At 58.7% G+C, this 20,096-nt stretch carries 16 protein-coding genes; 3 read left to right on the top strand and 13 right to left on the bottom strand.

The annotated features are described in order from the left end of the window. Nucleotides 1-2: 2 nt before the first annotated feature. From ACUXAC_RS21115 to ACUXAC_RS21055, 13 genes are all read right to left on the bottom strand, one after another. Nucleotides 3-2,552 carry a fimbria/pilus outer membrane usher protein gene (locus ACUXAC_RS21115; protein ID WP_055315562.1) on the bottom strand — a complete coding sequence of 850 codons (2,550 nt, stop codon included), beginning with the start codon at nt 2,550-2,552 and terminating at the stop codon, nt 3-5. A gap of 106 nt (nt 2,553-2,658) precedes the next feature. Beyond that, entirely contained in the window at nt 2,659-3,336 is a 678-nt protein-coding gene (locus tag ACUXAC_RS21110; RefSeq protein WP_087763664.1) for a fimbrial biogenesis chaperone, read from the bottom strand. 96 nt (nt 3,337-3,432) lie between these two features. After that, nucleotides 3,433-3,954: a fimbrial protein gene (locus tag ACUXAC_RS21105; protein WP_060441332.1), complete on the bottom strand. Its 522-nt coding sequence runs from the start codon at nt 3,952-3,954 to the stop codon at nt 3,433-3,435. 481 nt (nt 3,955-4,435) lie between these two features. Then, nucleotides 4,436-4,984: a tyrosine-type DNA invertase gene (locus ACUXAC_RS21100; RefSeq protein ID WP_044030581.1), complete on the bottom strand. Its 549-nt coding sequence runs from the start codon at nt 4,982-4,984 to the stop codon at nt 4,436-4,438. A 543-nt stretch (nt 4,985-5,527) separates the two neighbouring features. Further along, the gene (locus ACUXAC_RS21095) at nt 5,528-5,770 is read right to left on the bottom strand and encodes an acyl carrier protein (protein ID WP_308342861.1); all 243 of its coding nucleotides are present in this window, start codon (nt 5,768-5,770) and stop codon (nt 5,528-5,530) included. Between the two features lie 11 nt (nt 5,771-5,781). After that, entirely contained in the window at nt 5,782-7,035 is a 1,254-nt protein-coding gene (locus ACUXAC_RS21090) for a beta-ketoacyl-[acyl-carrier-protein] synthase family protein (RefSeq protein WP_060441331.1), read from the bottom strand. Nucleotides 7,036-7,037: 2 nt separating this feature from the next. Next, complete coding sequence (locus ACUXAC_RS21085) at nt 7,038-8,417, bottom strand: efflux transporter outer membrane subunit (protein WP_070913809.1); 1,380 nt, start codon at nt 8,415-8,417, stop codon at nt 7,038-7,040. Continuing rightward, a complete protein-coding gene (locus tag ACUXAC_RS21080; protein ID WP_454266864.1) occupies nt 8,414-10,372 on the bottom strand; it encodes an ABC transporter permease in 1,959 nt (652 codons plus the stop codon). Before ACUXAC_RS21080 ends, ACUXAC_RS21085 begins: the two co-directional genes overlap by 4 nt. Next, nucleotides 10,362-11,447 carry an efflux RND transporter periplasmic adaptor subunit gene (locus tag ACUXAC_RS21075; RefSeq protein ID WP_060441370.1) on the bottom strand — a complete coding sequence of 362 codons (1,086 nt, stop codon included), beginning with the start codon at nt 11,445-11,447 and terminating at the stop codon, nt 10,362-10,364. Before ACUXAC_RS21075 ends, ACUXAC_RS21080 begins: the two co-directional genes overlap by 11 nt. A 79-nt stretch (nt 11,448-11,526) precedes the next feature. Then, nucleotides 11,527-13,650, bottom strand: a complete 2,124-nt coding sequence (locus ACUXAC_RS21070; protein WP_454266863.1) for a peptidase domain-containing ABC transporter — start codon at nt 13,648-13,650, stop codon at nt 11,527-11,529. Between the two features lie 19 nt (nt 13,651-13,669). Continuing rightward, nucleotides 13,670-14,614 (bottom strand): lysophospholipid acyltransferase family protein, encoded by a 945-nt coding sequence (locus ACUXAC_RS21065; RefSeq protein ID WP_225529539.1) that lies wholly within the window; start codon nt 14,612-14,614, stop codon nt 13,670-13,672. After that, nucleotides 14,614-15,279: a DsbA family protein gene (locus tag ACUXAC_RS21060; protein WP_070913813.1), complete on the bottom strand. Its 666-nt coding sequence runs from the start codon at nt 15,277-15,279 to the stop codon at nt 14,614-14,616. Before ACUXAC_RS21060 ends, ACUXAC_RS21065 begins: the two co-directional genes overlap by 1 nt. 176 nt (nt 15,280-15,455) lie before the next feature. Continuing rightward, a complete protein-coding gene (locus ACUXAC_RS21055) occupies nt 15,456-15,659 on the bottom strand; it encodes a DUF4762 family protein (RefSeq protein ID WP_087763657.1) in 204 nt (67 codons plus the stop codon). 426 nt (nt 15,660-16,085) lie between these two features. Here ACUXAC_RS21055 and ACUXAC_RS21050 point away from each other — a divergent pair, with 426 nt between their 5' ends. The 3 genes from ACUXAC_RS21050 to lldD all read left to right on the top strand — a co-directional run bounded on the left by ACUXAC_RS21050 (nt 16,086) and on the right by lldD (nt 20,095). Then, nucleotides 16,086-17,006 (top strand): LysR family transcriptional regulator, encoded by a 921-nt coding sequence (locus ACUXAC_RS21050; RefSeq protein WP_033649471.1) that lies wholly within the window; start codon nt 16,086-16,088, stop codon nt 17,004-17,006. Between the two features lie 323 nt (nt 17,007-17,329). Next, on the top strand, nt 17,330-18,913 hold the full coding sequence (locus ACUXAC_RS21045) for an L-lactate permease (protein ID WP_141960112.1): 1,584 nt from the start codon (nt 17,330-17,332) through the stop codon (nt 18,911-18,913). A gap of 42 nt (nt 18,914-18,955) precedes the next feature. Beyond that, nucleotides 18,956-20,095: an FMN-dependent L-lactate dehydrogenase LldD gene (gene lldD, locus ACUXAC_RS21040; protein ID WP_047570674.1), complete on the top strand. Its 1,140-nt coding sequence runs from the start codon at nt 18,956-18,958 to the stop codon at nt 20,093-20,095. Nucleotide 20,096 lies beyond the last annotated feature (1 nt).

Raw genomic sequence — 20,096 nt, 5'->3', positions numbered from 1 at the left:
CCTTATAAACACTGCCCGTTAACGAGACGAATCCCACCGCTCTCGAGCTGATTAGCCAATTGATAGTTGACCTGACATTGCTGAGCCGCGTCATTGCCCCACTTCACCCGCAGCTGCCCACTCTCCGCCAGGCCGGCCAGATAAACCTGGCCACCGTCGCCGACGATGCCGGCATTGTCAGAGGGGCTGTTGAGATTGCTGACGGTGGCGCCGAACGGCACCGGGTCACCGCTGCGCGTCAGCAAGGTCAGCAACACGCGGGCACCGACGTCCGGATTGAAGCGGGCACGCACCACGGCGCCGCGGGTTGGGATCACCGTTTGGCTGCTCAGCGTCATGTCGACATCTTCAGCAAAAGATTCACCGTCCAATCCGACGATATTGCGCCGGTAAGGCGTCAGGTAAGGCACGACCGCATAGCCGCGCCAATCGGTGCTCACCCCGGTTTGGTTCAGGACATCCACCCCTGACGCGCCGGGCGCCTGCACCAACGCCACCGTATCGCCCAGCGGCTGCGACAGCGTGACGCCGTTTTGGTGCACCAGAACGCCCCCCTGTACGCCGTAGTTCACCTGCCGGCGATGGCGATCGTAGCCATACCCCAGGTTCCACTCGGCGAGGGCGCCTTTGTAGTCCGCCTGAATATTGCCGTTCGCCCCCACGCCCCTGCCGGTATAGCCCTGGTTGATGCTGTAGTTGAGGTTATTGCCCGGCAAGGCGGTACCGCTCAACCCAAGGTTATTGCTGGTAGCGCCATTGCGGCTGGCGTTCATGCTGTAGGTGGCATAGCTGCCCGGCAGCCATTTGCTGAGCGGTACGCTGACGTTGAACGCTACGATATGGTCACGAATACTGCTGCGATTGCCGTTACTGTCGTAGCCGTTCTGGTTGAAGGTGTAATTCAGCCCGTAACTGACGGCCTCCCAGCTGTTGTTGTAGCTGAGGCTGACAGACTGCGAACGGCGGTTATCGTCCCAGTAGTCTTCGTTAAACAAGCTGAGCGACAACGTTCCCCCCTGCTCCCACAGGCTTTGGCTCATCGTCAGCTCGGCGCGACTCTTCTTGTGATCGTTATAGATAGCGCTGTTGCCGCCGTAGCTCTCCAGCGCCTCTTGCAGGTTATAAAAACCGCGCGTGGAATAGCGGTAGCTGGCCAGACTAAAGTTGGTGCCGGTTTCAATGAAGTTCTTGCCGTAACGCAAACGCCATGACTGCCCCTGCTCCTTCGGCCGGGTTTCCTGCTTGGTCCAGGCCTGGGTGACATCGGCAGACAGCGCGCCCACCGCCCCCAGGTTCTGCCCCCAACCCAGCGCCAGGGACTGATACTTACTGGCCGCCTGCACGCCGCCATACAGCGTGGCCCCCCACGGAAGACCGTAGATCCCGGTCGCCTGGCTGAACGGGCGTTCATCAACGCCACCGCCGTATGAACGGTATTTCCCGCTGGTCAGGCTGTATTTAAAACGCCCTTCGCGCTGCAATACCGGCACCACGGCGTACGGCACCACAAAATGCTGCTCCTGGCCGTCAGCCTCACGCACGTTCACATTCAAGTCGCCGCTGCCGCCCGTGGGATACAGATCGGTAATTTCAAATGCCCCCGGCGGCACATAGCTTTGATAAATCACATAGCCGTTTTGCCGGATTACGATTTGCGCATTAGTACGCGCGATCCCGCGCACCACCGGCGAGTACCCTTTCATGCTGTCCGGCAGGATGTCGTCCTCAGAGGCCAATTGCCCCCCACGGAACTGCACGCTATCGAACACATCGCTGGGCGTTGTGCTGTCCCCCAGGGTCAGGCGGCTTTGCAACGCAACGATATCGCGCTGCAGGTAGGTGTTGATTGAGCGCCAGGAAGAAGAACCGCCGGTGTAATGGTTCCAGATCGAATAGTTACGCAGGCGCCAGGCGCCCCAGTTGATGCCCGAGCGCAGATTGAGGTAATAGTTATTGTTGTTTTGCCGTTCGCTGTCGCGCATCTGGTTATTGGCGCCGCTGAAGTTGTAATTGACCAACAGCGCCGGTATGCCGGAGTCCCATTTATCCGGGGAAACGTAGTCGCGCGCATTCAAGCGCAGTGCCGCTTGCGGGATGCTCAAATTCAGCCTCAGCTGATTGAACAGGAATACCGCAGAGGCCTGTGGAATGGTCTGTGCCAGGTTGACGCAGCTATCCCCGGGCACCATCGCCGGAAACATGGCCACCCTCACGCCCAGTTCCGCCAATTTTTCCGTGCTGAAACAAGGCTGCAGCGCTTGCTTCCCGTCGGCTCCCGGCATAAGCCGAAACTCGACGTCAAGGCTGTCGATCTGTTCGCCGTTAAGGTAAAGATCGACCCGGTAGTTCCCGGGCGCCTGGCTGCTGTTCTCCTCAAACACCGAGAGATCGGCGCCGCGCAGCGCCGGATTATCAATTTCCAGCAGCGCCGGGTTGAAATAATCGCGCGCATGAGCCGTGCCGATCGAGCTCAGCAGCGCCATTTGGCAAGATATCAGGCCGGCCAGAACCGATCGCGCCCCTGGTAAACCAATGCAATTCGGGTTATTCATCCTTTTAACTCCCTGTCCCGATTGGCTCGGCCCGACGAAGAATCAGGTAAGCCGAACGCCTGCTCCAGCGTTATCCCAGAGCAAAAAAACACGCACCGCGGCCCGGTTATAACGTGCTGGTGAAGGTCTGGCCGGTGCCGCCATAGTCGTTGATGATTTGCCAGCTCAGGCTGCCACCTGCGCCACTTGCCGCCGGCAACGGGAAACTGGCGCTCGCCTGCGGCGCCACCATGGTGTTGCCGGTAATGGCGCGGCCATTCAGCTTCAAATTGAAAAAGGTGAGGTAGTAGGGAGAAGGGTTGGTCACCTGCAAACGATCGCCGCTGCGCCGCCACGTCACTTTACCGGCCGCCTCTTCCAGATTGCCGACGAGCCCCTGCGGGCGATAAATCAGCTTGATGCGGGTCTTGATCGCAATTTGCAGCGTGTTCTCTTTCTTTTCCACCGAAGGAATAGCCTTCACATTCAGCCAATACAGCGACTCTCTGTCCGTCGGTAAATTGCCGCCCGCACGTACCACGCGCAGCAGGTTATTTTGGCCCCCGTCTAAACGAAATAGCGGCGGCGTGATAATAAAAGGTGCTTTCGCGCTATCGCCCTCTTGCGCATCGACCCAGGATTGGATCAGATAAGGCACCGCATCCGGATTGTTGATATTCAGAGCAGACTCTTTTTTACCGCCGTCATAGATGAGGCGCGTTCCACCCACTACCACGCCGGCCTGTACCGGAGCCCAAAGCGTCATCAACAACGCCGCCGTCAGCGCAAAGTATCCAGCTTTCATCTCTTTCTTCCCGTTCCCATCACCGATGAACAAGAGCCAGAGAACACGCCCTCTGGCTCATTTTTCTAACTGTTTCGCCGCCGTGACGGCATAGCCTTACTGATAAACGATGGTGAAGTTGGCCGTAGCGTTAGCGCTACCGACGGAAACGTCGTCATAAGCGAAATAGCGCGCGACAAAGCCCAGGGTGTTGTCTTTGTTTTCTTCCAGCGCATACACGCGGGAATCGTTGCCGATATTGAGCACGTTGCTGCCGTCGTCCAGCAGCTGTACGCCAATACCGCCCGCGACCCCAGCGGTGCCGGCGCCGGTCAGTTGCAACAGCCCGGACTGCCCCTGCACCTGAGTACCGTCAAAACGCACGGTGGCGCCGGTCACAGTTTTCGGGCAGTTTTTCAGCACCAGGTTGAAGGCTTTGGCGCCAGCGGTTTTAGACAGGGTGAATGCGTCTTTGGCAATCTTACCCAGAGCGACCTGCTTGTTCTGGGAGTCCGGATCGACGGTGCAAGACTGATCGGTAATGGTGCCAGTGATATTCAGCGCGCCGTCAGCAGCAAATGCAGAGGGGATAAATGCGGACGCGGTCAATACAGCTACAGCCAACAGATTCTTTTTCATCCTACTTTCCTTAAAATTATGCAAAATATGCATGGGGTTTATTTCCGACATATCCTTAATGTCATTCCTTTTATTTAGTTCCATGAATGTGAAGGGCCGTAGCCAGACTGATTAATGGCTTCGGGCTTATTCACCCAAACGATTCATTTTGAACTAAAGTGACTCCTTTGGTTTTTAAAACCAATAAAAACCCATTTAACAGGATTTAAAACCAGCTGAGTAACAAAGTGATATTAAATCAGACTAAAAAACCAAGGCGTAAACTCAATGATTTAAATCCGCGGATTTTTGATTAGGATTTTGCTTAGATTAAGAGGAGGTAGGGGATACGAGAAAAAATCACAACACACTGTTTTCAAAAAGAATTAAGCTTTAAGCAGGAAAGAGGGCATGGGAATATTGACATTGTTTTTACGCGTCCTTACAGTATGTTTCAGTTTAGTTCAAAGTGACTCCTTATCGTTATTAACTTAAATCACACTTACCAAATTTCCTTAAAGCGCTGTGCATTGCTGGCGGTATAAATCACCGTATTCTGGATATTTCGGTGCCCGAGGTAATCCTGAATTAAACGGGTGTCGATACCGCGGTCCGCCAATGCAAATCCGCAGCCATGCCGCAGCATATGTGGATGAGCGTTGACCTCCAATTTGGCCACCTTGCTGTAATGGCGAATCAACCCGTAAATACGTTGGCGCGACAGACGGCCACCGCGGTTGGACAGGAACAGCCACTCTTGATCGGCCCAGCGGTGCCGTTGACGCTTATCCAACCAGCGCCGCAGACATTGCCTTTCGCGCAGATAGAGCGGATGGACGGTGGAAAAGCCATTTTTCAACCGATGTACATAGATATTACCGCCTTCCAGATCGATATCCGATAAGCGCCACCCCCCTATTTCGCTGGCGCGACACCCATGAATAAAACACATATAAATCAAACAATAATCGCGTTCTGGATTCTTTCCCTGCAGCGTGACCTCAAGCAGTCTCTCCACTTCGGAAGGCGTCAGATGTTTACGATTAGACATACAACCTCATTACTTTGCTCGGAAAAATGTGGCTGTCATTTTCCTTTTACGTCACCACAATGGACACTCAGGGTAGCCCCTGGCTTATGGATAGGTTCCTGCATCCAGCGCGGAGTATAGCGGATTTGCCGAATGCGAACAGCGCGACAGGCGTTATTATCACGGGCATAAACCACCCTTGTGAGTCGCTCTTGCGAATGGGTTCCGCAGATTCCCGGCATTATCACCACACGGCTTCCTGTTTGCTTTAGCTTGCGTTATCACTGCCTGGCACGATGTGGCGTAAGATTGATAAATTAACCGGCAAAACAAAGAATATTCCTAAAAAATATTGCCATGTCATTAACACACGCCATTAATAACACCGCCAAAATGAGAATGAAAAACCGCCACCACGGGTTCATATTAACCTGACGGATAAGCATTAATAATTATGGATATCGATAACAGAGTGAAACTGGAAGGGTAAGAGATGAAATGGCAGTCACAACAGACGAAAAACCCAGGCCTGACCTCAACAAGCGATCGCCTGGGGGGATGAAATTATTGACGGATTATCACGTGGCACAATTCACCGAGCGTCAACTCAGGGTGTTCGATAAGCATTTCCGCAGTGAGCGTAATGCCAAATTCTCGCCGAACCACCAGCATCAGCTCCATATAATCCAGGCTGTCCAGCCCAAGCTGTTGCAGCGGCATATCTGCCGACAGCTGCGCTCTCTCCAGCCCTCTGGCTTCGTACAACATGCCGCAAATCGTCTCATATAACCGATGATACTTTTCCATAGGCCCTATCGCTATTCATTGTGATAACCAAATACCAGCGCCGCATTGGCGCCGCCGAAACCGAAGCTGAGGCTCATGACATTACGCAGACGGCCATGCCGATGCCCCTCGCGAATATAATCAAGATCGCATTCGGGATCGGTCTCGTGCAAATGGCAGGTTGCCGGCATCATTTGTTGCTGTAACGCTTGCAGGCAGACGATGGCCTCAAAACTGCCGGATGCGCCAAGCAGGTGCCCAGTATAGGATTTCGTGCTGGAAATCGGCGTGCGGTAAGCATCGCGCCCCAGAGCCGCCTTGATCGCCTCGGTTTCGCTCACATCGTTTTGCAGCGTAGAGGTGCCATGCGCATTGATATAGTCGATTTTATGACTGTCGAGCTGCGCCTGCTCTAAAGCCCGTCGTATGGTTTTCACTTTCGCCTGCTGATCCTCCGCCGGGGCGGTAAGATCGAAAGCGTCTGAAAAATTGCCGTACCCTTTGATCTCCCCCAGGATCGTCGCACCACGCGCTAAAGCCGCTTCCCGTTCCTCAAGGCATAACACGGCGGCCCCCTCCGCCAGGACGAAACCGTTGCGATCCCGGCTGAACGGGCAGCTGGCTTTGGTGATATCTTTCTGCTCCCGGCTCAACAAACGCAACGCATCCATATTCCAGATCGCACCGTTGCCGCTCAGCGATTCCGACGCGCCGGCCAGCATCATTGCGGCGCGGCCGCTGCGAATCACTTCAAACGCATCGCCAATCGCGATGCCGCCAGTCGCACAGGCCGCCGCCGGCGAGCCTTGATAACCCCGTAGCAGCCAATGCTGGCCGCATATGGCGGTCGCGATATTGGGCATCGCGTGAAAACAGCCAAACAACTGCCCCAATCCGGATTGCAGATAGTCCGCATTGTTTTGCATGATCTCATCCTGCCCTCCCCAGCCGCTGCCGATAATCGCCCCGCACTCCAACGACGAATAAAAGTGCGCAGGCCCCCTGTAAGAGGATGAAAACGCCATTTCGATCGCCTCTGCGGCGGCGGCAAGCGCCAACCTGGCGAATCTGGGTAGCCGGCGACTTACCCGCGCAGCAACGCCCTCCAGCGGCGGTTCAGACTCCAGCAAAGCAAAAAAGCGCGCGTGGATCCCTGCCGCCGATTTATCGTGATAGCGATAGGCCAGGCGGCTGGCCATGATAGCCTGCCAGTTTTGCTGCGCATTGCCGCCCAGCGCGGTGACGGCACCGTAACCGGTGACCACCACTCGTCTTATTTTCTCCATGCTTATTCTCCTTGCCCCGATGCGAAAGCCTCGTTGCCGCCCAGCGCCAGCCAGAGCTGCATCGTGGCGTTCAGGTAGCGGTATTGCAGCGCCGACAGCGAGTTTTCGCTGGTCAACACCGCCTCTTGCGCATCCAGCAGCGTTTGCAGCGCGACGGAACCAGCCTGATATTGATGCCGCGCCAACGCCACGGCTTGCCGGCTCATCGCCAGATGCCGCCGCTGGTTGCCGATTTGCCGCTGTGCTTCCAGGCGTTGTCGCATGGCGTTGTCCACATCGGCCAGCGCGCGGTAGACCGCATCGCGAAATTGAATCTCCGCCCGCTGCGCCTGCAACGCCGCTTTGTCACTGGACAAGCGCATCTTGCGCCATTCGATAAACGGCAGCGTCAACGTGGCCCCCAGCGAACGCGAAGGTTCACTGAACCACCGGCGGAAAAGCCCACTGCCGGCATCCAACCCGGCTTCCAGGCTCAGCGTCGGATAAAAACTCAACCTGGCCGCCTCGGCACCGGCCAGCGCCGCTCTCAGGCGGCGCTCTGCCGCCTGAACATCCGGCCTGCGTGCAATCACCGCCGCCGGCAGGCGCTGCGCGATAGCCACCTCTTCAAGCGGCAACGAACGTCGTTCGCTATAGCGCAGCAGCGGCGATCGCCCAAACAATAACGCCAGCGAGTTACGCGCGTCTTCCCGCTGCCGCTCCAGCTCATGCAGCTGATTCTCTCTCGCCAACAGGTTCTGTTCCGCCTGCAACAGCTCGAATCGGCCAACGTCGCCCGCGGTGTGACGTGCCGCCACCAGCCGCAAAGTTTCACGCGCGATCGTCACCATCCGTTGCTGATGGATAACTTGCTGATTCAAATCGGCAATCTGCCAATACCCGCGCGCGGTAGCCCCTATCAAGGTCAACGCGGTATTGCGCCGGTCCAACGCCGAGGCGACGGCCTGCCATTCTGCCTGTTCGCGAATGCGCGCCAGCTTGCCCCATAAATCCAGTTCATAGCTCAGAGAAAGCCCTGCACGGTAGCTTTCCTGCGGCGTAGTCGTGCCCCGCAGCGCTCGGGTATTGCGGCCACTCAGGCTGGCGGCCAGATCCGGCGTCAAATTGCCCTGCGCTAACCCGGCCTCCAACATGGCCTCACGCCACTGCAATCCGGCCAGCGCCAGATCCTGATTCGCGATCAGCACGCCGTCGATCAGCGCCGACAGTTGCGGATCGTTGAAGTTTTCCCACCAGGCGATGCCCGCGCGCAGTGAACCGGAGCGCTCATCGACCACGCGCCACTGCGGCGGCAACGACGGTGGCGCCGTGGCGTCGATCGGCCGCCATCCGCAGGCGCTCAGCGACAGCATCACCAGCCCACAAACCCAAAGTCGGCTCATTCTCGCGCCAGCGCCTCCACCGGCTGCAGGCGCGCGGCGGTGCGGGCGGGAAAGAACCCGAACCCGACACCGATCAACGCCGAGAATCCGCAGGCCAGCAACAGCGGCGGCCAGGTAAAGATCATCGTCACCTGCGGCGCCAATCCGCTCAGAGCCCCTTTAACCAACGCGGCGCAGGCGATCCCCAACACGCCCCCCAGGCTGCAGATCACCACCGCCTCGATCAGAAACTGCCGCATAATGTCCCTCTCAGCGGCGCCCACCGCCAATCGAATGCCGATCTCATGTGTCCGTTCCGTCACCGAGACCAGCATGATGTTCATTACCCCCACACCGCCCACCAGCAGCGAGATGGCGGCAATCGCGGTAATCAGCAGCTGCATGGAGTCTGAGGCGCGCTGAATGGATTGCGTCAGCTGATCGTCGGTCAGGGTGAAGAAATCCCGCCGCCCGTGTTCTACGATCAAACGCCGGGTCGCATCCCGCCCCGCCTCTTCCAGCGTCAGTTTTTCATTCACTCGCATCACAATGGATTCCAGCGGCATATCGCCGGCGATGCGGCCGGTGAGGGAGGTATAGGGCAGCCAGGCAAGCGGTTGAGAGCCGGCGTATTGGGCGCCGCGACGCTGCGCGACGCCAATCACCCGATAAGGCACGCCCGCTATCAGCAATACCGCGCCTACCGGGCCTTGCCGGGAAGAAAACAGCGCCTGCTTTAGCAAGGGATCAATCACCGCTACCGGTGCACGCTCACTCAGATCCTGCGCGGTTAACAGGCCGCCGGAAAGCAGGCGAATGCCCTGCGTGCGGAAATACCCATCGCCGACGCCCATCACGGCGAGTGGCACCTGTTTGCCTTCGCGAACGGCCAGCAGTTGGGTGCCGATCACCGGCGAGACGCTGTCGACGTAAGGCAGCGCCGCCAACAATGCAGCATCGCGCGCGCTCAGCGAACGCGCGAAATCAGGGCGCGATTTTTCCCACCCGAGGCCAGGGCGAATCTCCAACGTGCTGGTGCCAAGCTGGCTGATTTCCTTGAGAATATTACGCCGTGTGCCCTCCCCGATGGCGATGGCGGAGACCACCGCCGCAATGCCGATAATGATGCCGAGCATCGACAACACGGCCCGGACCCGATGCCCCAGCAATGCTCGCCAGGCCATACCGACAGCCTCTTTCAGCGCCACACCCGGTGCCATGCGCTTCAGGGGGGCTACCGGCGATAGCGGCCGTTCGAACGTAGCAGGCTGTCGGGAGGCCTCATGGCGACGATCCGCCACGATCTCGCCGTCGCCGATCTCAATGATCCGCCGTGCCTGCTCGGCGATCCGCCGATCGTGCGTCACGATAACGACGGTGTGCCCGACCGCGTTCAGCTCGTGCAAAATGGCCATCAACGCCTGACCGCTGGCGCTATCCAGCGCGCCGGTCGGTTCATCGGCCAAAATGATTTCCGCACCGTTCATCAGGGCACGGGCAATACTGACCCGCTGCTGTTGCCCACCGGAAAGCTGCGCCGGGCGATGACCGCCGCGCTGCGCCAACCCGAGCCGAGCCAACAAATACGCTGCCCGCTGGCGGCGCTCTGCGGCCGGCATGGCGGTATACAACGCCGGGATCGCCACATTCTCGCCGGCGGTCAGATAGGGCATCAGATGATAGCGCTGGAAGATAAAGCCGATATGCCGGCTGCGAAGCTGCGCCAGGCGATCGCCGTCGGCTTGCCCAATAGCCACCCCGTTGATGTACACATTGCCCTGAGAAGGCTTGTCCAGACAGCCGATGATGTTCATCAGCGTCGATTTTCCAGAACCGGAGGCGCCAACGATAGCGACCAATTCCCCCCGCTGAATGCTCAGGGATACGCGCTTGAGGACCGCAATTTTCTGCTCCCCGGCCTGAAACTCGCGCGAGACGTTTTCCAACGCAATAATGGGCTCGGCGTTAGCTGACATGGCCTTCCTCCGCATCAGGCTGCTGATCCAGCAGCACCCGTTCCCCTGCGCTCAGCCCTTCCAGCACTTCGGCATAGCGACGATCGCGGGTACCGATACGCACTCGGCGTACCACGGTCTGCTCGCCATCCAACACCTTGACCTGGTAATCCCCTTCATCCAATGCCTCGCCCAGCGCAGCCATCGGCACCCGCACCACGCCCTGCGCGCGTTCGGTAATGATAAATACCTGCGCCGTCATCGAGGTGCGCAATCGGCGTTCGTCGTTGGCGACGGCAAACACGCCGTTGTAATACACCGCCGCCGTTTGCTGGCTTGAATTCCTGCCCAGCGGGTCGGTTTCCAGCGCCTCCGCCGGCGCCTGCTGTATCGCACCCATGGCCCCCTCATATCGGCGGCTGGGATCGGCGGCGACGTAAAACCACAGCGGCTGCCCCGTCTTCACCTGCAAGATGTCATTTTCCGATATGCGGGTGTGCACCATCATGGTATCCACGTCTGCCATCACCAAAATGGTCGGCGCGCTTTGCGACGAGACGATGGTCTGCCCTTCCTGGGTGACAATGCCCAGCACCTCGCCGTCGATAGGGGCGGTAATACGGGTAAAAGCCAGATTGGCCCTGGCGGTTTCCTGCGCCACTTCGGCCTGGACGATCTGCGACTCGTTCACTTTCAACTGCGCCAGTTGCGCGTCGCGCTGCGCCTGCGCTTTTTCCAAATCGCTGGCCACGCCGGCGCGGTCACGCGCCAGCGCCCTTTGCCGCGTCAGTTCCAGCTGGTACTGCTTCAGCTGCGCCTGGCTCGCCAGTTTCTGTGCCTGTGCGCTGCGTAATTCGGCCTGTGACTTGCGCAGCTCGTTAAGCTGCAGCGTCGGATCTATCTCGGCCAACAGCTGCCCCTGGGTCACCCTGTCCCCCTGTTTGACATACAGTTTTTTCAACTGCCCGTTGACCTGTGCGCCAACGTTCACCTGCCGGATCGGTTTTAGAATACCGGTCGCCAACACGCTTTTTTCGATGTCCCCGCGCTCGACGCGCGCCGTTTGCGGTGGTTGCATGTCAGGAGACCGATTCATCAACGACAGCCCGCCAACCACCGCCACCAAAACGCACAGCGCCAGCGCCACTCGCCGCCAGCGTCTCTTCCCGGACTCGTCACTCCACCGCAGCACAATCATTCATCCTGACGTCATGGGGGAATTCAGGCACCAACCGCCCCTGGGACATGCGCAAGACCCGATCGAACAACGGCAGCAGCCGCGGATTATGGGTGACCGTCACCAGGGTTTTACGATTTTCACGGCAATGCGCCACCAGAGCCGACATCACCGTCGCCGCGGTCTTTTCATCCAGATTCGCCGTCGGCTCGTCCAGCACCAACACCGGGCAACGGCTGTACATGGCGCGCGCCAGCAACAGACGCTGGCGTTGCCCCAGCGACAGCCCGGCATGGCTCTCCCGCACCAGGGCATTCACGCCCCCCGGCAGCTGCGCCACCGCGTCCGCCAACCCCAGGCTGCGCAGCGCCTGCTCCACCTGCCGTTGCTGGCCCGGCGCCGACGGCGCGAACAGTGTGATGTTCTGCAACACCGAGGCATTGAACAGAATGTCCTCCTGGCTTTGCAGGAAAAACAGCCGCTGCGCGGCGGCGCTTGCCAGTACGCGTCCATCCAGCGCCAGCGCCCCCTGCTGCGGCGTCAGCAGACAGGCGAGCACCTTCAGCAACGTGCTTTTACCCGCGCCGGAACCGCCGCAAATGGCAATACACTCTCCCCGTTCCAGCGTCAGAGACAAATCGCGCAACACCGGTTGGCCGGCGTCGTAAGCGAAGGTCACCCCCCGATACGCCAGCTGCGCGTCAAAATGGCTCACGCTTTCGTCCTCAGACGGTGCCCGAACGGATACCGCAGGAAACAGGTCCCGCGCGCGTTCATCGATGACGTGCAGCTGGTTTTTCTGCAAAACGGCGAAAAAGATCTTGCTGCTGTACGAGGTAAAGATTTCGCGCAGAAAGCTGTAGGCGAAGAATGCCCCCAGGCTGAGCTCGCCCTCCTTGAGCAGCGGCAACGCCAGCAGCATGAACAACACCATCTCCAGACTGCCGATCAGCTGGTAAATGCTGCCCTTTATCTGCTCATAGATCTTTTGCTGCTGCAGGCAGTTGAACAGCGAGCGGGCATGTTCGGCGAACCCTTCCTGCCGCTGGCCGGCCAGGCCAGCGGACTTGATGGTCGAAAACCCCTGGATGGTTTCCAGGATGAAGTCATTTTGCACCGCGCCTCGTACCTGCAGCTGCTGGGTGTAATGCCGATCGCGGTAGATGGCCCACACGCTGACCGCCCCCATCAGCAGCACGCCGACAACCGGCACCAGTGCCAGCATCGGGCTCAGATACCCCATCACCGCCAGCGCGATGGCCCCAATGATCCAGTCGGTGCGCAGGCCGTTATCCAGTTCGATTTTCTGGCCGGCGGCCATCTGCCAACTGGTGAAACGGCTGAAGATCTCGCCGGGGGCGCGTTTGCTGAAGAAATTGAGCGAGTTTTCCAGCAGGCGAGAAAAACCGGCGGCGCCGTGCAACAACACGAAATTTTTGATGAAGCGTTCGGTAAAGATGCGAGCAACCAGCGCCAACGCCGTGGACGCCACGAACGCCAATAGATAGTAGGCATAGGGGAACGCGACCTCGCCGGCCATGGCGAACACCTGATTGATCGCGCTGGCGACCATCATCGGCATGATGAACAGCGTCAGCGAGATAAAAAACGTCATCGCCGCCAAGCGATAAATGCCGGCGATGCCGGCGGTATCCTTCAGGCTTAAGCTGGCGAAAGCGCGCCAGCGGCCGCTGCGCGGGGCCGGTGCACCAGCCGGTATCTCATCGCGATCCAGCACCAACGCATAACCGCTGATTTCCGCTTTCAGGGCAGCGTACGGCAGCAGTTGCTGCCCCAATGCCGGATTCATTACGCATACGTATCCCCCCTGGCGATACGCCAGCAACACATAGTGGCCTGCGCCGTAATGCAAAATGGCCGGTAAAGGCAGCGCCGCCAGATCCTGATGCTCAAACGCCACCGGATAAGCCGGTAGCGCCAGCTCTCCCAAAATGGCGCACAGCGTCGCCAGCGAAGTGCCGTGCTGCGAAGCGGGATAACGCTCCCGCAGTTCCGTCAACGGTGCGCGAATGCCCTGAGTTTCCGCCAGCATGGCGATACAGGCCAGCCCGCACTCATTGATTTCGCTCTGCAAGACCGGCGTAGGAAGGATGTTTTCCATACGTAGTGATATCCCTGACTTATTCGTTGATGAAAAATAAAGAGTGCGAATGCCATAACAGCCAATCATCCGCATGCCGCCGGAGGGTTCGCTCGACGATCGCCGGCATGGCGCGGCCGATCCGGTCTGCAGCGACCGGCTCTTCGATGTGAATGCGGATGCCGCGATCGAAATAAAGCGAATAGAACACCACCTGAGCCCGTAGCGCCCGGGACAGCCGAACGAGGCCGCTGTGCAAATGCGCCGGCCGGCCGAACAGATGACAGGCCAGTTTGGCCGCAACATCCTGATTGCTGTGCAGGGTGTAATCCGGCGTGATGTCCGGGAAGAGGATGATGTTGCGCCGATGTTCCGCCGCTTCCAGCATCGCCTGCGATAAGGTACCGGCGATGTGCCGCGGATCGTCGTGAATCGAGCAATAGTCGAGCCGCTGCCGCCATTCGTCTTCCGGTGCTCGCCGCGCAAACGCCTGCACATCGCCGGAAACGATCACCGTGGCTCGTCTGGGATAAACATTCGCACCGACCAGCGTCGCCAACACGTCGGAGACCGTATGCATCGGCGCCAGCAGCACCGGCACGCCCGCGCGATGCAGCGGTTCCACGACCCGATCGAGCTGCGCGGAACAGTGCGCCAAATGCTTCATCAGCGCCGCATTGCGAGCATAGACCGCCGCGAGATCCAGCCACTGCCGCCGCTGCATCAGCCAGGCGAAGTCCAGCTTGCCCTCCCCCAACAGGCTCTGGCGGTTCGCCAGCGCTACCGCATGCCGGTGGCGAAAGCGACGCTGCGGTCTGCTTCCCCTCAACCGCCGGCGCACTTCCAGCCACAGGCGATAATCCACGCGCCGCAGCACAGCACACGTCATGCGGTTGCCCATCCCGGCACCCGTTGCCGATAAGCGGGCCATCGCGTCCAGACCGTTGCGCCAGGCCAAATACCCACGAACCGCGAGCAGGCGCATCACGGGGCCAGCGGCTTATCGTGCTGCAGCAGCGACAGCAGCTGCCGGCTGAAAGCAGAAAACTCACGATCTTGCAGCGCCAGCCATTTGCGATTGACGATAAAACTGGGGGTCGCGTTGATCTGGTAATAGCGGCTCACTGCCGTCATATACGCCAACAGCTCTTTGACCCGCTCTGACCCTCTGGCCTGCTGATAGGCAGCCTCATCGATACCGTTGGCCGTCAGCCAGGCGCTGAGCTGTTTGTCGTCCGCCAGGTTGAGGTTTTCTTTGATAATGGCGCGGTAAGCGGCGGGGCGATGCTGCGCTTCGATCCCCATGATCGTCAGCGTGGCGAACAGGGGCGCAAAGGCCGCCATGCCGGCTTGACTGTCGTCGCTAAGGTGCAAGCGCACCAATTTGGCCCCCGCCGGTAAACTTTTTTCCAGCTCGGCCACGCCGCTTTCGTTGACTTCACAATAGTGGCAGGCATAGGAGAAGACTTCGACAATGGTATTATCGTCTTGCAACGGGCTTTGCTCGATTTTTTCCGGGGCGATAAAGCTCAGGCTTTCTGCCTCCGGCGGTTGCATGACGTAATGTTTAAAATAAAAGGCGGTCAGAAAAGAAGAGGCAAAAATAATGACAAGCGTGTAGCTAATGAAAAGCAAGGGACGTTTATACATAACGGACGCATCCTGCGCATATATTAATACTCACCCGGCAGGGTGAATACATGAAAAAGAGTTAATACCGTAAATAATGAGAACGTAAAGATGACTTTTCGCCCGGTATCAGGCGGGCCAGCGCGAACGCTGCCCGCCTGCCCACCGCTAATCTAAATGCAGGGGATTAACCCGCCTCAGCTTGGCGTGGTTGGGTTAGACGGGCAGCTTGCTACCGGCGCCGGGTGATAAGTCTTTCTCACACCGCCAAACTTATCGGCGCAGGTGGTGACCAGCTGGCAGGTGCGGTTATTGCCGCTGCCCACCCAAGCAAACTCCTTGGTACAAACAAAAGTACCGCCGACGATGTTTCCCGCTTCTGACAGATTGATTTTCTTCATTACAATATCCTTATATATATTAAAATATAAACACACTACCCATTACTCTGTCGGCAGACAGAGCAATTCTTCAATACATTTTAAAACCATCTAATTAATAACAATGAGAGCGCTTCGGGAAAAAGCATAGCCATCCCAAACGAGCAGATCAATACAATTATTTACACTGCAAGAGAAAGTTAATCGAATAAGTAAGCCGTGAATGCGGGACTATTCCAATTTAAATTAGTCTAAAAACAAGAAAAGTAGATCAAAGCCTATTAAAGCAAGAAAAACATAAAAGGATAATTCTCAATAAAATGAAAAAACAAATAAGAAAAATTCAGATCTGACCAGTTGGCGACGACGTGCAACACGCTGAAAAGATTGCTTCCTGCCGCGCCGGATTTACACTGTGCAGCAGGACTCTCACTCTACAGGATGCCCATGCTCGCCACTCACGAATACGCCAACGACCTGATTCTGTTCGCCCTGATTGTCGACTGCGGCTCGTTCAGCAAGGCCGCAGAGAGCGCCGGCATCACCAGCTCGGTGATCAGTAAACGCATCGGGCGGCTGGAAAAATCGCTGGGTGCCCGGCTGTTATACCGCACCACCCGCAGCCTGACGCTGACCGAAAGCGGCCAGGCGCTCTACCAGCAGGCCAAAGAGATCGGCGCCAAAGTGCAGGAGGCGCTGTACGCCGTCAGCGAAAAGAGCGAAGAGTTGACCGGCACCATTCGCATGTCGGTGCCGACCATTTCCGGCGAGCTGCTGCTGAGCGAGAGCGTGGCGGAATTTTGCGCTCTGCACCCCAGCCTGAAGGTCGAGATGCGGCTGGAAAACCGCTTTGTCGATCTGGTGGAAGAAGGTATCGATCTGGCGATCCGCACCGGCACCATGCCGGATTCGAGCCTGATTGCCCGGCCGATCTTCGATTCCCGCTGGGTGATCGTCTGCTCGCCGGGGTACCTGGAAAGCCACCCGGAACCGCGTAGCGCCGAAGACCTGCTTGGCCACAACTGCCTGACCTACACCTACCAGGAGAGCGGCACCGCCAACTGGCTGATGAAACGACCGGGACGCAACGAAATCTACGAGCTGCAGGTTAACGGCAACCTGTCGGCCAACAATGCGCGAGCGATCCGCAAAGCGGTGATCGGCGGCCACGGTATCGCCATGGTGCCGCGCTGCATGGTGTATGAAGATTTGCAGGACGGCAAGCTGACCGAGATCCTGGCCGGCCACTGCGGCAAAGTATTGGGCATTTACGCCGTCTATCCTTACACCCGCAATCTGCCGTTAAAAACCCGTCTGCTGATCGAACATATCATCGGTTCCTACCAAAATATCAGCCATTATTTTTGAGTTCCCTGCTCTGATTATTTCCCCGCAGCCGCAAAAAGCCGCAGGGATTACCGCATTTTTGGACATAATCTATTGAACATTACCGCTTAATTAATGTGAATCCACGCATTTATCACACAAAATCGCTTCCTATCAAACTGATTTTAAAGCAGTTAATTTAACCCCTTCTGCCGGCCAGTTTCCCACCGCCGCCGCCGTTCGCCGATGTTAAAAAAATACCGCATGGCATCGTCACCAACGTTGTGATTAGAATGAAAATGTTGCGGTAATTAACCTTTCAGCTACATATCTCTGCCCATAAAAATAATAACCCTGAGGATCTTATGCCCCTGCTTTTCAGTATTGCGCCCATCGTCCTGCTGATTTGGATGATGACCAAAAGGAATGGCGTGCCCTCTTACCTCGCCCTGCCGCTGACGGCCGCCGTGGTGTATGCCGTACAGCTCCTGTGGTTCGATGCCTCGCTGCGGCTGCTGCATGCCAATATCATCACCGCGCTGGTGTCGACGCTGACGCCGATCACCATCATCGCCGGCGCCATCCTGCTCAACAAACTGATGCAGATAAGCGGCGCGGAAAACGTGGTGCGGCGCTGGCTGGAAACCATCAGCCCCAATCCCGTGGCCCAGCTGATGATTATCGGCTGGGCCTTCGCCTTTATGATTGAGGGCGCCAGCGGCTTTGGCACACCGGCCGCCATCGCCGCGCCGATTCTGGTCGGGCTGGGCTTCAACCCGCTGCGCGTCGCCCTGCTGACGCTGGTGATGAACTCGGTACCGGTCTCCTTCGGCGCCGTGGGCACCCCCACCTGGTTCGGCTTTGCCAACCTCGGTCTGTCGGACGCCAGCCTGCTGGAGATCGGCCGGCAGACCGCGCTGATCCACTTTGTCGCCGGCTTCGTCATTCCTCTGCTGGCGCTGCGCTTTATCGTTTCCTGGCAGGATATCCGCCGCAACCTACCGTTTATCCTGCTCAGCGTGCTGAGTTGCACCGTGCCCTATCTGCTGCTGGCTCAGGTGAACTATGAATTCCCGGCGCTGGTCGGCGGCGCGATCGGCCTGGCGCTCTCGGTACTGTTGGCACGCTGCGGCATCGGCCTCACCCGCAGCGACAAATCGCAGAGCGCCGGGCAGGCGGTGCCGTTCTTACAGGTGGTCAAGGCCATGACCCCGACCCTGCTGCTGATTGCTATTCTGATAGTGACACGCGTCCACCAGCTGGGCCTTAAAGCGCTGCTCAACAACACCGCGCTGCTGTGGCAGGAAAACCTCGGCTGGCTCGGGGAACTGCGCATCAGCCGGGCGCTGATCGTCGAACTGCAGCAGGTGCTGGGTACCTCCGCCGCTGCCGGCTACAAAACGCTGTATGTCCCGGCGCTGATCCCGTTCCTGCTGGTGGTGCTGCTGTGTATTCCTCTGTTCCGCCTGAATGGCGACCAGGTGCGGCAAATGTTCAGCGAAACCGGCGGGCGCGTCGCACGGCCCTTTATCGCCCTGTTCGGCGCGCTGGTGATGGTCAACCTGATGATGCAGGGCGGCGACAACGCGCCGGTGATCCTGATCGGCAAAGCGTTGGCGGCGCTGACCGGCGAGAGCTGGCTGCTGTTCTCGTCGTTCCTCGGCGCGCTGGGCTCGTTCTTCTCCGGTTCCAATACCGTCTCGAACCTGACCTTCGGCGGCATTCAGCAGTCGATCGCCCAGAGCAGCGGCCTTGACGTCAATCTGACGCTGGCCTTGCAGTCCGTCGGCGGCGCCATGGGCAACATGGTGTGCCTGAACAACATTATCGCCGTCTGTTCGATCCTCGGGATCGGCAACGCCGAAGGCAAAATCATCAGAAAGACCGTGCTGCCGATGCTGGCGTACGGCGGGATTGCGGCCGGTATGGCAGCGATCCTCACGCTCTGACTGAACACTCGTTATCGCAAGCAAGACAAGAAGGTAAACACTATGATCATCTCCGCGTCAACCGACTACCGGGCCGCCGCCCAGGCCAAACTGCCACCGTTTCTGTTTCACTACATCGACGGCGGGGCCTACGCGGAGCATACGCTGAAGCGCAATACCGCAGATCTGGCCGATATTGCCTTGCGCCAGCGCGTGCTGCGCAATATGTCCGAACTCAGCCTGGAGACCACGCTGTTCGGCGAGCAGCTGGCGATGCCAGTGGCGCTGGGGCCGGTGGGGTTGACCGGCATGTACGCCCGCCGCGGCGAAGTGCAGGCCGCGCGCGCCGCGGCTAAAAAAGGCATTCCGTTCACGCTGTCCACCGTGTCGGTCTGCCCGATCGAAGAGGTGGCGCCGGCGATCGATCGGCCGATGTGGTTCCAGCTTTACGTGCTGAAAGATCGCGGCTTTATGCGCAATGCGCTGGAGCGCGCCAAGGCCGCCGGCGTGAAAACGCTGGTGTTTACCGTCGACATGCCGGTGCCGGGCGCCCGTTACCGCGACGCCCACTCAGGGATGAGCGGCCCTAACGCCGCGCTGCGCCGCGTGCTGCAGGCGTTTGCCCATCCGCAGTGGGCCTGGGATGTCGGCCTGCTCGGCAAGCCGCACGATCTGGGCAACGTCTCGGCCTACCGCGGCAAACCCACCAGCCTGGAAGACTACATCGGCTGGCTGGGTGCCAACTTCGATCCGTCGATTTCCTGGAAAGATCTGGAGTGGATCCGCGAATTCTGGGACGGCCCGATGATCATCAAAGGCATTCTGGATCCGGAGGACGCCAAAGACGCGGTGCGCTTCGGCGCCGACGGCATCATCGTCTCCAACCACGGCGGCCGCCAGCTGGACGGCGTGCTGTCGACCGCGCGCGCCATGCCGGCGATCGCCGACGCGGTGAAAGGCGACATCACCCTGTTGGCCGACTCCGGCATCCGCAGCGGTCTGGACGTGGTGCGCATGATCGCCCTGGGGGCCGACAGCGTGCTGCTGGGGCGCGCCTTCGTCTATGCGCTGGCGGCGGCCGGCGAAGCCGGGGTGGCTAACTTGCTGGATCTGATCGACAAGGAAATGCGCGTCGCCATGACGCTCACCGGCGCGAAAACCATCGCGGAGATCAACGCCGGATCGCTGGTCAGAAACGCCTGAA

This window comes from Serratia sp. 121840015-1 (assembly GCF_053627655.1).
The sequence above is the reverse complement of the archived record's forward strand: the minus strand, read 5'-3'. Positions and strand labels throughout refer to the sequence as shown.